The following is an 11,817-nucleotide window of genomic DNA, read 5'->3' on the forward strand; positions in this document are numbered from 1 at the left end:
AGCCCGGCACGGGGCCGGGCTTCGCGGACGGGATTCGACGGGTCGCGGCGCCCCGCGAGGGGCGCCGGAGCGGTGTTCAGTAGCGGTAGTGGTCGGGCTTGAACGGGCCGTTCTCGGAGACGCCGATATAGGCGGCCTGATCGGGACGGAGCTTGGAGAGCTTGACGCCGATCTTCTCGAGGTGGAGGAGCGCGACCTTCTCGTCGAGGGCCTTGGGCAGGGTGTAGACCTGCTTCTCGTACTTGCCCGGGTTGGTCCAGAGCTCGATCTGGGCCAGGGTCTGGTTGGTGAACGAGGCCGACATCACGAAGGACGGGTGGCCGGTGGCGTTGCCGAGGTTCACCAGGCGTCCCTCCGACAGGAGGATGATGCGGTGGCCGTCGGGGAAGGTGATCTCGTCCACCTGCGGCTTGATGTTCGACCAGGTGAGGTTCTTCAGGCCCGCGACCTGAATCTCGTTGTCGAAGTGACCGATGTTGCACACGATGGCGCGGTCCTTCATCGCCCGCATGTGCTCGATGGTGATGATGTCCTTGTTGCCCGTCGCGGTGACGAAGATGTCGGCGCGCGGAGCGGCGTCCTCCATCGTCACGACCTCGTAGCCCTCCATCGCGGCCTGGAGCGCGCAGATGGGATCGACCTCGGAGACGAGAACGCGGCAGCCGGCATGGCGGAGCGACGAGGCCGAGCCCTTGCCCACGTCGCCGAAGCCCGCGACCATGGCGACCTTGCCGGCCATCATCACGTCGGTGCCGCGGCGGATACCGTCGACCAGCGACTCGCGGCAGCCGTAGAGGTTGTCGAACTTCGACTTGGTGACGGCGTCGTTCACGTTGATCGCCGGGAAGAGCAGCTTGCCCTCCTTGGCGAGGTTGTAGAGGCGGTGCACGCCGGTGGTGGTCTCCTCGGAGACGCCCTTGATCGAATCGGCCAGACCCGCGAACCAGCCCTTCGGCTTCTCGGCGAGCTTCTTCTTGAGGAGCGCGAAGAAGATCTCCTCCTCCTCGGATTCCGGCTTGTCGAGGAAGGCGGTGTCGCCGTTCTCGGCGCGCAGGCCCAGGTGCACGAACATGGTGGCGTCGCCGCCGTCGTCGAGGATCATGTTCGGCATGCCGCCGTCATGCCAGTCGAACAGCTTCGCGGTGTAGTCCCAGTACTCCCCCAGGGTCTCGCCCTTGATGGCGAAGACCGGGATGCCGGCGGCGGCGATGGCGGCGGCGGCATGGTCCTGGGTCGAGTAGATGTTGCAGGAGACCCAGCGGATATCGGCGCCCAGCGCCTTCAGGGTCTCGATCAGCACGGCCGTCTGAATCGTCATGTGCAGCGAGCCGGCGATCTTCGCGCCCTTCAGGGGCTGCGACGGACCGAACTCCTCGCGCGTCGCCATCAGGCCCGGCATCTCGGTCTCGGCGATCGAGATCTCCTTGCGACCGTAATCGGCCAGGCCGATGTCCTTGACGATGTAATCCTGGGCCGAGGCAGTCTGGGCCGGGGAAGTCTGGGCCATGGCGGTTCGCTCCATCTCGCGTGACGTGTCGGCGTGGCCTATAGCAGGGCGCCGAACGGGAGGCAATCAAGATATAAAGATGTCTTTATGCGAACGATTCCAACTGGGGCTCCCCGAGCGGCTCGCTCAAGCCGACTGACAAATCGCCCATAACGTGTATCGCGGACGGGCGGTTGTGGCTTTCCTCGACGGACGACTCGGGCATGCTCCGGCGCGTTCGCACGAAGAGCGGAGCGGCAAGCCATGCACCGATACCTTGTCCTCGCCATCGCCCTCGGTCTCGCCCCGATCGAGCCGGCCGAGGCCGCCCCGATGCGCATGGCCACCTTCGAGAAAGTTGCCCTGTCGGGCAGCCGGCTCACGCTGGGTTCGTTCTCGTCGCTCGACCCGACCTGTCGGTCCCTCGGTCGGATGACGATCAGCATCATCGACCCGCCGCATGACGGCCACGTCCAGGTCGGGCAGGGACAGGCTTTTCCGAACTTCCCAATGTTCAACGCCCGCGCGCGCTGCAATGTCCGCAAGCGACCCGCGACCTTCGTCTTCTACACCGCGACGCCCGGCTATACCGGACCGGACGACTTCTCGATCGAGATCGTCGATCCGGCGGGAAACGTCGGCCGTGCGCGCTACCGCGTCACGGTCCGGTAAGGCTCACACCTCGTCCCGCAGCTGCCGACGGATGATCTTGCCCGTGGTGGTCATGGGCAGGCTGTCCCGGAACGCGATCTCGCGCGGGTACTCGTGGGCCGAGAGGCGCGTGCGCACGTAGGCCTGGATCTCGGCGGCCAGCGCCTCCGAGGCTTCGTAGCCCGGGCGCAGGACGACGTAGGCCTTCACAATCTCGGTGCGCAGGGGGTCCGGCTTGCCGACCGCGGCGGCGAGGGCCACGGCCGGGTGCGCGCCGAGGCAATCCTCGATCTCGGTGGGACCGATGCGGTAGGCGGCCGAGGTGATGAGATCGTCCTCGCGCCCAACGAAATGGACGTAGCCGTCGGCGTCGCGCCGGGCGGTGTCGCCGGTCAGCATCCAGTCGCCGGAGAACTTCCTCGCCGTCGCCTCGGGCTGGTTCCAGTAGCGCAGGAACATCACCGGGTCGGGCCGCGCAACGGCGATCTCGCCGGGCTCGTCGGTGGCGGCCTCGCGGCCGTCCGGCCGCAGGATCGCGATCCGGTGCCCGGGAACCGGGCGGCCGGTGGAGCCCGCCCGCGCCACCCCGGCCGACCGGCAGGCGGCGAGGACGAGGTTGCACTCGGTCTGGCCATAGGCCTCGCCGATGGTGAGCCCGAGCTCGCGCCGCGCCCAGTCGAAGGTTTCCGGACCGAGGGACTCGCCGGCGGAGGCGATGTTGCGCAGGCGAGACAGGTCGAAGCGCCCGCGCGGATCGGCGACGCCGCGCAGCATGCGCAGGGCCGTGGGCGGCAGGAACGCGAGGGTGACCGCCCGCTCGGCGATCAGCCGGAACGCGGCGTCCGGCTCGAACCGGAAGCTCGGGCAGGCCACCACCGGCACGCCGAAATGCAGGCTCGGCAGGGCCGCATTGAGCAGGCCGCCGGCCCAGGCCCAGTCGGAGGGCGTCCACATCCGGTCGCCGGCCTTCGGCGGAAAATCGTGCATCATGCAGAAGCCCGGCAGGTGCCCCAGGAGCACCCGGTGGGCATGCAGCGCGCCCTTGGCCGGCCCGGTTGTGCCGGAGGTGTAGATCATCAGGGCCGGATCATCGGCCCGGGTGTCGACCGGGACGAACCCGCCCGGCGCCTCGGCGAGCAGGGTCTCGTAGTCGAGGGCCGCGCCCCGCGCGCCGTCCACGCAGACCACGAGCTCGAGGGCCGGCAGATCGGCGCGGAGGGCTTCGACCTTGGAGAGGCCGGCCGCGTCGGTGACGAGGACGCGGGCGCCGGCGTCGGCGAGGCGGTAGCGGAGGGCGTCCGGCCCGAACAGGCCGGCGAGCGGCAGGGCGATCGCTCCCAGCTTGTAGGCGGCCGCATGGGCGATCACCACGGCGGCCGATTGCGGAAGCAGGACGCCGACGCGGTCGCCGGGCACCACGCCCCTCGCCCGCAATCCGGCCGCGAAGCGGTCGGAGCGATCCCGCAGGTCCCCGAAGGTGACCTCCGAGACCTGCGCCCCGACGACCTCCTGGATCGCGACCCGGCCGGGCTCGCGCTGGGCCCAGCGGTCGCAGACATCGACGCCGAGATTGAACCGCTCCGGGATGTCCCAGGCGAAACCGGCGACGAGCCCGGCATAGTCGGGGGCGGGCCTCAGCACGGCGGACGACTCAGGCTTCGCGGGCCTTGAAGGCACCGGCAAAGGCGAAATCGGTGATCGGACGCCGGCCGTTCGGCACCTCCTTGGCCCGCTGCTCCTCGGAGAGATCGACCGGGTTCGCCGCGCGTCCGACGGCGTAGGCCGCCTCGACCTGATGGTCCGGCGGCACGTTGAGCACGCTGACGGAGCGCTCCTTGTCGAACCCGCCCATGCCGTGCACGTGCCAGCCCTGGCGGATCGCCTGGAGCTGGAAGTTCGCCGAGGCGGCCCCGGTGTCGAGGGAATGGCTCGCCGAGGGCTTCAGCCCGTCACCGGTCTTCATCAGCTTGCTCGAGACCAGGATGACGAGGGCGCCGGCCCCCTCCGCCCACTTGCGGTTTCCCGGCACCAGCAGGTCGAGGAAGGTCTCCCATGCGGGCGTGCCGCGCAGGGCGTAGACGAAGCGCCAGGGCTGGGAGTTGTAGGACGACGGAGCCCAGCGCGCGGCCTCGATCATGCGCAGAAGCTCGGATTCCGGCACGGCCTCGCCCGTGAAGGCGCGCGGAGACCAGCGCTCGATGAAGAGCGGATCGATGTCGTGATCGGGCTGGCGCGGATTCGAGACGGTCACGGGCGGGCTCCAGGCGGCGAAGAGATCCGGGTCAAGTCATGGCGACGGGCAGGCCCGCACGCGGTCCGTGGCGGCACGCCCGGATCCGGACGAGGCATGCACGAGGTGGGCCCCGGGAGGCAATCGTCCATTCCGTCCGGCACCGTCGCACCCCACGAATGCCGGGGGGAGTCCCGCGGCGATGCAGGGGTCCCGCGCCGTCGATCGCTCGGATTGTAACGATCGGGGAAAGCATGCCGACACGAGTTGCGGTCACTCTCGGCGCAGGGGTCGACGTCGCTCGCCTGGCCCTCGCCCACCTGCCCATGGATGTCCCCGCGCGTGATCGCTTCGTCTGCTGCCGGATCGTCCGACGATCCGGGTTCCCTGTCGTTTCGCACCAGCGACCGTCTGCTGGCGCTCATCGAACGGACCCTGCAGGCGACGCGCTGGCGCCTCGTCTTCCCGAACGAACTCGAAAGCCGTTTCGAGGCGGAGACCGGACGCCGGCGGGTTCGCCACCTGCGGCGCACCACCCTCATCGGCCTCGCGGTCTTCCACCTCTATGCCTGGGCCGCCTTCGTCACCACGCCCGACGTCGCGACGCTGAACCTGGCCCTGCGGTTCGCCGTGATGACGCCGCTCGCGATCGGGATCTTCGTGGCCCTCAGCCGGGTGAGCGCCCGCACCCGGGAGGCCCTGTGCGGCCTCGGCGTCCTCGCGGCGGCGGCGATTCCGGTGGTCACGCTGTGGCTCGGCCACGGACCCAACGTCGCCCACGCGACCACGGCGATCTGGCTGACGGTGATCTTCGCCAACATCTCCCTGGCGCTCCGGTTCAACTGGGCCTGCATCGTGTCCGGGACGACGGCGCTCGCCGGTGGTCTCGCCCTCGCCGCCCACCCGGAGATCGCCCCGGACCTCGCGGGCCTGGCCCGGCTGGATATGCTGATCGGGACCGCCTTCAGCCTCGGGGCCGCGCATAAGATCGAGAGCGCCAACCGCCGCAACTACCTCTATACGTTGCGGGAATCCTTGCGGGCGCAGCAGCTCGTGGTCGCCAATGCACGCCTGACCCGCCTCTCGACCACCGATCCGCTGACGGGCCTGGCCAATCGGAGGGCCTTCTCGCAGCGTCTCGATGCCCTGTGGCAGGCCTCGCGCAACGGCGATCCGTTCGCGCTGATGCTCGTGGATGTCGACCACTTCAAACGCTTCAACGACCATTACGGCCACGGGGCCGGCGATGCGTGCCTGTGCGCGATCTCGCGCCTGTTGACCGCCCGCGTCTGCGGCAGCGCCGATCTCGTGTCGCGCTACGGCGGCGAGGAGTTCGCCTTGCTGCTGCCGGGCCTCGACAGCGCGGCGGCCATCGTCCTGGCCGAGCGGGTCCGCCAATCGTTGAACGCCCTGGCCCTGCCGCATGCCGGGCGCGGCGACGGCCTGGACCACGTCACCGTCAGCGTCGGCGTCGCGGCGAGCCCCGGCGGGGCGGTGACGGCGGCGGCGCTGGTCGAGGCCGCCGATGCGGCGCTCTACCGGGCGAAGTCCGCCGGGCGCAACCGCACCGGATGCGAGGGGGCCGCGCGGCGCGTGGAGATCGGGCCGGGCCGCGAGGCCGAGCCGGCCCTGGCCGCCTGGCCGGCCGGAGAGACACCGGCGCGGCGACGCTCGGCCTGAGCGCCGCCGGGCCGGAAGCGACTCTCAATCGACCACGCGCGCGGTCGGACGATCGTTGCCCTGGGCGGTCTCGTCGTGCCAGGCGCCCTTGCTGTCCTGGTAGCGGATGCCCTCCGTCGAGCCCGGAACCTGCTGCTCGGCCGCGGCGGCCTGGGCCGCCTGCAGGGCCTCGTCGTGGCTCGGATAGGTCTCGGAGAACACGTCGCCGACCTTGTAGGCGAAGCCGCCATCGTGCTCGACGATGCGATAGGTGATCTCGGACATCGGCTTTCCTTCCCGTTCCGCGCGCCCACGCCGGTGCGAGCGCAGCATACGGGAGGGCGAACACGGGGCGGTTCGGGAGGTTCCGCTCAGTGCCGGGTCGGGTTCGCCCAGGACAGGTTGGGAAGCGCCGCCTCGCAGCCCGCGATCAGCGACCCGCGCACGTCGGTCGGATCGTAGCCCGGCCCATCGGGAAACCCGATCGCGTGGGTGGTTTCGCTGTCGGCACGGCGGATATGGGCGACCCAGCCCTCCGGCGCCCGCTCGAAGGCGATTTCGAAGACGGTGCCCGCCTGCTCGAACCGGTGCGGCTTCATCATCCCGTTCCTCGATTCATCCCGCGACCGTCCGAGCCCTCGATGATTCCGATGCGGCCTCTCGCGGGATGTGGGGGTTTGCGGTATCGGGGCAAGGATCGGCGCAAGAGAGTCCGCCGCCCCCGGGAACACGCATGCGCCGCCTTCTCCTCGCTCTCCTCCTGACAGTGCTGGGCGGGAGCCAGGGCGCCCGAGCGGAGTTCAGCCTGTTCGGCAGCGCCGATCGCACGCCGGCCAATCCCTTCGCCTCGAATTACGCCTCGCCGCCGGTGCGCGGGACCCCGGAGCGGGCCCGGCGCATCCGCCGCGCACCACCGCCGTCGGGGTCCCTTCGCCCGCCGCGAGACGTTCCGCACTGAAAGCCTCAGGCAGCCGGCAGGGCATTGGCGATCGCGGTGACGATGCGCGGATCGTTGGGCTCGACCGAGGACGGAAAGGCGCCGATCAGGCTGCCGTCGCGGTCGACCAGGTACTTGTGGAAGTTCCAGCCCGGCGTGCTGCCGGGCTTCTCGGCGGCGGCCCAGCGATAGAACGGGTGGGCGGTCGGACCCCGCACATGGGTCTTGGCGGTGACCGGGAAGGTCACACCATGGTTCTTGCGCGCAGCCTCCGCGATGGCGACGCCGTCCAGCGGTTCCTGGTTGCCGAAATCGGGCGACGGCACCGCGATGACGGTGAGGCCGCGGTCACCGAAGCGGGTCCACAGGCCCTGCAGTCCCGTGAATTGCCCGGCATAGCCGCAGGCCGTGGCCGTATTGACCACCAGGATGGGCCGGCCCGCATACGCCGCGAGCGGCAGGGTGCCGCCCTCCGGCTTCTCGAACGCGAAGGCGCTCGCCTTCGTGGCATCGGCCAGGGCTGGGCGGACACCGCAGACGAGGGCCCCGCCGAGCAGCGCAAGGGCGTGACGGCGTGGCAGCGGCGCGAGCCGGACGTCGGGCAGCAGGAGATTCGACATGGTGCGGCACCCCGTGGCGGGCGCGCGGACCGGTTCCGCTGCCCCTCTGCTGGGGAAACTAAGGCCCGCGCCGCGTTCGTCCATTCACCATGCCGTATCGCGGGAACCTTTGGCGGAAGCTTGAACTTGAGCGTGAGCCATCACGGCCCCCTCGTTCGACCTTCGGCTCGACCTTTCGAAAGACTTCGCCCATGCGCAGCCTGTTGCTCGGCACGACTCTCCTCGCTGCCAGCGCCACCCTCGCCCTCGCTCAGTCGCCGGATGCCAACGCGCCCGCCGCCGCGTCGGCGCCGGTCCAGGCCGCCCCCGCGACCCTCGCCAACGACCTGCGCCCCACCTTCGTGGTGCAGAACAAGAGCGACATGGTCACGTCGAAGCTCGTCGGCCTGACCATCCAGAATGCCGCCAACGAGACCATCGGCGAGATCGCCGACGTGGTGCTCGACGAGAAGAATACGGTGAAGTCCTGGGTGGTCGGCGTCGGCGGCTTCCTCGGTCTCGGCACGAAGTACGTCGCCATCGACCCGAGCGCCATGAAGCTGGTCCGCGTCGACGACGCCACCCTGAAGGCGACGATCGACACCAACAAGGACCAGCTCCGCGCCGCGCCGGAATACGTCTATCTCGGCAAGGCCAAGCCGAACGCCGATACCAAGACGAACGCCGATACCAAGCCGAACACGGATGCCAACGCGACGCGCACGGATACGAAGACGAATACCGAGCCGAAGCCGATGGACGCCCCCAAGGCGCAGTGATCCGGTCGGGATCGATGAAACGGGAGCCTTCGCATCCACGCGAGGGCTTTCTTCGTTTCCGGGCAGTCCAGGTCTGAGACGCACCAGACCGTCAGAAAACCGTCACGTCGTTCGGGTATCCGGCTCGCCAAGCGGAGCCAACGGCGCCACGGCTCGATCCCGAGAGGCAGATTTCTGAAAGGCGATCCGCGCGGCGAGAGCGGATGAGATCAGGCAGGGCTGCGGAGAGCGTCCCGCACCGTGCTGGCGACATTGTCGATGCGCCGGACCGCGATCAGGCCGTCGCGGTCGTCGGGAAACTGGGCGTCGAACAACTCTTCGAGCCACTGCGTCGGGTCGTCTTCGCTCGGCAGCGATTCCAGGTCGCTGGCGAAGACGATGCGGAGGTCCGGACGCAGCGCACGGGCTTCCAAGGCGAGCTTCTGGCAGCAGAGCTTGCCCTGCAAACTCACGTCGGTGACGAGAACATCGACGGGAAGACCGAGGGCCAGCACCGTCATCGCGTCGATGCCGCAATCCACCGTGGTGGCCGCGAAGCCGGCTCGTCGGATCTGCGATGTCACCTCGTCGCGCCAATGCTTCTGGCGACCCGCGATCAGGACCTGAACGCCGTAGGCGCCACCCGGCGAAGTCGGTCGTTCCATAGTCGAGACTCCCCCCTCGCGCCTGGACATCCGTGCCGACCACCTCGGAAACTGTGCGTCGCAGCATGCTATGTCACGTTCGCTCGTACAGACAAGCCCCCCATTCCGTCCAAGTCGATGGGTCCGGGACCCCACTCCGTCCAAGGCCTCGAATGCTCGACCCCGGGGCAGCGCCGTCGCGGCGCGATGCTGCACCGCAGCATTCGGGCCCGTCGTCACGCCGATCCCTGAGACAAGTCCCTGATCTGGGAACGCTCACGGGCGGCGCGTCCGATGCGACAGACGGATGACGGTGGTCGTGGTTGACGGGGATGGCGCGCGCGGGGCAACACCGGCTCCGCCGCGCGCCGGAGACGGCCGCAGAGATCCGGAGCCCTCGTCCATGTCGTCTGCCAAGAGCCCCCCTGTCTCGCCGCTGGCGCCCCAGACGCAACCGCAGCTACCGGCGATTCGCGGCGTCGGACTCGCGACCGCGCAGGCGGGCATCCGCTATTCCGGGCGGACGGACGTGCTCTACGTCGCGCTCGCCGCGGGCACGCAGGCCGCCGGCGTCTTCACCCGCTCGAAATGCCCCTCCGCCCCGGTGGACTGGTGCCGCGAGGCGCTGGGCAGTGCGGGCGCCCGAGCCCTCGTGGTGAATTCCGGCAACGCCAATGCCTTCACGGGCCTGCGCGGGCGCGAGGCCGTGGCGCTGACGGCCCGGATCGCCGCCGAGGCGGCACAGTGCCGGCCGGAAGAGATCTTCATCGCCTCGACCGGCGTGATCGGCGAGCCCCTCGATGCCACCAAGTTCGAGGGCGTGCTGGCCGACTGCGCCGGGCGGACCCAGGACGGCGCCGAGGCCTGGGCGGCGGCCGCCCAGGCGATCATGACCACCGACACCTTCCCGAAGCTCGCCACGCGTCAAGCTGCCATCGACGGCGTCACCGTCACCCTCAACGGCATCGCCAAGGGCGCGGGCATGATCGCCCCCGACATGGCGACGATGCTGAGCTTCGTGTTCACCGATGCCGCCCTGCCCCAGGGGGTGCTCCAGGCGCTCCTCTCCGCCGGCACGGCCACCAGCTTCAACTGCGTGACCGTCGACGGCGACACCTCCACCTCCGACACCCTGATGCTGTTCGCGACGGGCGCCGCCGGCAACGCCGCGGTGACCGATGCCGGCGATCCGCGCCTGTCCGCGTTCCGCGCCGCCCTCGACGACCTCCTGGTCGAGCTGGCCCAGCTCGTCGCCCGGGATGGCGAGGGCGCCCGCAAATTCGTCACCGTGCGCGTCACGGGCGCGACCAGCGACGCCTCGGCCCATCGCATCGCCCTATCGATCGCGAACTCGCCCCTGGTGAAGACCGCCATCGCGGGCGAGGATGCCAACTGGGGCCGGGTGGTGATGGCGGTGGGCAAGGCCGGAGAGCCGGCCGACCGCGACCGCCTCGCGATCTGGTTCGGCGACGTGCGCGTCGCCCGCGAGGGCGCCCGCGATCCCGATTACAGCGAAGCGGCCGCGAGCGCCGTGATGCGCGAATCCGACGTCACCGTGCGGGTCGATCTCGGCCTCGGCGAGGGCAGCGCGCGCGTCTGGACCTGCGACCTGACCAAGCTCTACATCGAGATCAACGGGGATTACCGCTCGTGAGGCGCGCTGGCGCCGCCGTCCTCCTCGCCCTGTCGCTGCTGGGCCTCGGTGGCGAGGCCCGGGCCGAGGACGGAGCGGGGACGGCCGAGGGCCGTATCAGCGTCGTCGGGCGCGCACGCTCCGAGGTGGCGCCGGACTTCGCCTCGGTGGAGATCGGCGTCGAGGTCAGGGGCGCAACCCCGGCCGCGGCCCTCGACGGTGCCAGCACCGCTGCCAAGGCGCTCCTGGCCCTGGCCGCCGAGTTCAAAGTGCCGGATGCGGATCTCGGCACCTCCGCCGTCACCCTGCAGCCGGTCACGCGCTCGGTTCGCCAGGCGGATGGATCCTTCACCGAGAAACCGGACGGCTACCGGGCCGCCAATACGGTGCGGGTGCGCCTCGCCGACATGGGCCGCCTCGGTGACCTGATGCGTCGGGCCCTCGACGGCGGCGCGAACCGCATCGACGGCGTCGGCTTCGGCCTGCGCGATCCCGACGCGGCCGAGAGCGCCGTGCGCAGCGCGGCGATGAAGGATGCCCGGCTCCAGGCCGAGCGGCTGGCCGAGGCCGCCGGCGTCACCCTCGGGCGGGTGGTGTCGATCCAGTCGCCGGCGACGGCCTCAAGTCCGCCGATCGCCTTCGCGGCGCCCGCGCCGATGCGCGCCAAGCGCGGCGGTGCTCCGGTGCCCCTGGTCGCCGGCACCATCGAGGCGGCCGCCGACGTCGCCGCGACCTTCGCGATCGCCCCACGACCATGACCATGACGACGCCGGCGCCCCTGCGCATCCTCCTCGTCGTCGCCGTGGCGCTGGTCGACACCGATGGACGCGTGCTCCTCGCCCAACGCCCGCCCGGCAAGCAGCTCGCCGGACTCTGGGAATTTCCCGGCGGCAAGGTCGACCCGGGCGAGCGGCCGGAGGAGACCCTGATCCGCGAACTTGCCGAGGAGCTGGGCATCACCGTGCAGGAGGCCTGTCTCGCCCCCCTCACCTTCGCGAGCCACGCCTATCCGGACTTTCACCTGCTGATGCCGCTCTACATCTGCCGGCGCTGGGAAGGGCTGCCGCGCTCCATGGAGGGTCAGGCGCTGAAATGGGTGCGTCCGCGCGATCTCAAGGATCAGCCGATGCCGCCGGCCGATGCCCCGCTGATCCCCTTTCTGCTGGATCTGCTCGGCCCCTGATCCACTTCTGAAGCGTCGATCCCGTCCGGCGCGACCT

At 70.2% G+C, this 11,817-nt stretch carries 14 protein-coding genes; 7 read left to right on the forward strand and 7 right to left on the reverse strand.

Features of this window, described 5'->3' with window-relative positions; translation table 11 throughout:
- Nucleotides 1–76 precede the first annotated feature (76 nt).
- The gene (gene ahcY, locus AC0IY1_RS00500; RefSeq protein WP_055948829.1) at nucleotides 77–1,507 is read right to left on the reverse strand and encodes an adenosylhomocysteinase; all 1,431 of its coding nucleotides are present in this window, start codon (nucleotides 1,505–1,507) and stop codon (nucleotides 77–79) included.
- A 243-nt stretch (nucleotides 1,508–1,750) separates the two neighbouring features.
- Here ahcY and AC0IY1_RS00505 point away from each other — a divergent pair, with 243 nt between their 5' ends.
- Entirely contained in the window at nucleotides 1,751–2,158 is a 408-nt protein-coding gene (locus AC0IY1_RS00505) for a hypothetical protein (RefSeq protein ID WP_471767001.1), read from the forward strand.
- A 3-nt stretch (nucleotides 2,159–2,161) separates the two neighbouring features.
- Here AC0IY1_RS00505 and AC0IY1_RS00510 read toward each other — a convergent pair whose 3' ends face one another.
- Both AC0IY1_RS00510 and AC0IY1_RS00515 read right to left on the reverse strand, forming a co-directional pair.
- Complete coding sequence (locus AC0IY1_RS00510) at nucleotides 2,162–3,778, reverse strand: AMP-binding protein (RefSeq protein WP_471767003.1); 1,617 nt, start codon at nucleotides 3,776–3,778, stop codon at nucleotides 2,162–2,164.
- A gap of 10 nt (nucleotides 3,779–3,788) precedes the next feature.
- The gene (locus tag AC0IY1_RS00515; RefSeq protein ID WP_471767005.1) at nucleotides 3,789–4,388 is read right to left on the reverse strand and encodes a nitroreductase family protein; all 600 of its coding nucleotides are present in this window, start codon (nucleotides 4,386–4,388) and stop codon (nucleotides 3,789–3,791) included.
- Between the two features lie 321 nt (nucleotides 4,389–4,709).
- Here AC0IY1_RS00515 and AC0IY1_RS00520 point away from each other — a divergent pair, with 321 nt between their 5' ends.
- The gene (locus AC0IY1_RS00520; RefSeq protein ID WP_471767007.1) at nucleotides 4,710–6,047 is read left to right on the forward strand and encodes a GGDEF domain-containing protein; all 1,338 of its coding nucleotides are present in this window, start codon (nucleotides 4,710–4,712) and stop codon (nucleotides 6,045–6,047) included.
- Between the two features lie 24 nt (nucleotides 6,048–6,071).
- Here AC0IY1_RS00520 and AC0IY1_RS00525 read toward each other — a convergent pair whose 3' ends face one another.
- Entirely contained in the window at nucleotides 6,072–6,311 is a 240-nt protein-coding gene (locus AC0IY1_RS00525) for a hypothetical protein (RefSeq protein WP_055947672.1), read from the reverse strand.
- An 86-nt stretch (nucleotides 6,312–6,397) separates the two neighbouring features.
- Entirely contained in the window at nucleotides 6,398–6,628 is a 231-nt protein-coding gene (locus tag AC0IY1_RS00530) for a hypothetical protein (RefSeq protein ID WP_244477180.1), read from the reverse strand.
- Nucleotides 6,629–6,759: 131 nt separating this feature from the next.
- Here AC0IY1_RS00530 and AC0IY1_RS00535 point away from each other — a divergent pair, with 131 nt between their 5' ends.
- A complete protein-coding gene (locus AC0IY1_RS00535) occupies nucleotides 6,760–6,984 on the forward strand; it encodes a hypothetical protein (protein ID WP_471767009.1) in 225 nt (74 codons plus the stop codon).
- A gap of 5 nt (nucleotides 6,985–6,989) precedes the next feature.
- On the opposite strand, the gene AC0IY1_RS00540 is transcribed toward AC0IY1_RS00535, so the two are convergent.
- Nucleotides 6,990–7,583: a glutathione peroxidase gene (locus tag AC0IY1_RS00540; protein ID WP_471767011.1), complete on the reverse strand. Its 594-nt coding sequence runs from the start codon at nucleotides 7,581–7,583 to the stop codon at nucleotides 6,990–6,992.
- 191 nt (nucleotides 7,584–7,774) lie between these two features.
- Between AC0IY1_RS00540 and AC0IY1_RS00545 the strand changes: the two genes are divergently transcribed.
- Entirely contained in the window at nucleotides 7,775–8,341 is a 567-nt protein-coding gene (locus tag AC0IY1_RS00545; RefSeq protein ID WP_471767013.1) for a PRC-barrel domain-containing protein, read from the forward strand.
- Nucleotides 8,342–8,550: 209 nt separating this feature from the next.
- Here the strand turns inward: AC0IY1_RS00545 and AC0IY1_RS00550 are convergent, their stop codons facing one another.
- On the reverse strand, nucleotides 8,551–8,985 hold the full coding sequence (locus AC0IY1_RS00550; protein ID WP_471767015.1) for a response regulator: 435 nt from the start codon (nucleotides 8,983–8,985) through the stop codon (nucleotides 8,551–8,553).
- Nucleotides 8,986–9,367: 382 nt separating this feature from the next.
- Between AC0IY1_RS00550 and argJ the strand changes: the two genes are divergently transcribed.
- From argJ to mutT, 3 genes are read left to right on the forward strand one after another with little or no spacing between them, the layout of a single operon-like run.
- A complete protein-coding gene (gene argJ / locus AC0IY1_RS00555) occupies nucleotides 9,368–10,618 on the forward strand; it encodes a bifunctional glutamate N-acetyltransferase/amino-acid acetyltransferase ArgJ (protein ID WP_471767017.1) in 1,251 nt (416 codons plus the stop codon).
- Nucleotides 10,615–11,355: an SIMPL domain-containing protein gene (locus tag AC0IY1_RS00560; protein WP_471767019.1), complete on the forward strand. Its 741-nt coding sequence runs from the start codon at nucleotides 10,615–10,617 to the stop codon at nucleotides 11,353–11,355. Before argJ ends, AC0IY1_RS00560 begins: the two co-directional genes overlap by 4 nt.
- The gene (mutT, locus tag AC0IY1_RS00565) at nucleotides 11,352–11,780 is read left to right on the forward strand and encodes an 8-oxo-dGTP diphosphatase MutT (RefSeq protein ID WP_471767021.1); all 429 of its coding nucleotides are present in this window, start codon (nucleotides 11,352–11,354) and stop codon (nucleotides 11,778–11,780) included. The genes AC0IY1_RS00560 and mutT overlap by 4 nt, the downstream gene beginning before the upstream one ends.
- Nucleotides 11,781–11,817 lie beyond the last annotated feature (37 nt).

The organism is Methylobacterium sp. AC690 (genome assembly GCF_979256535.1).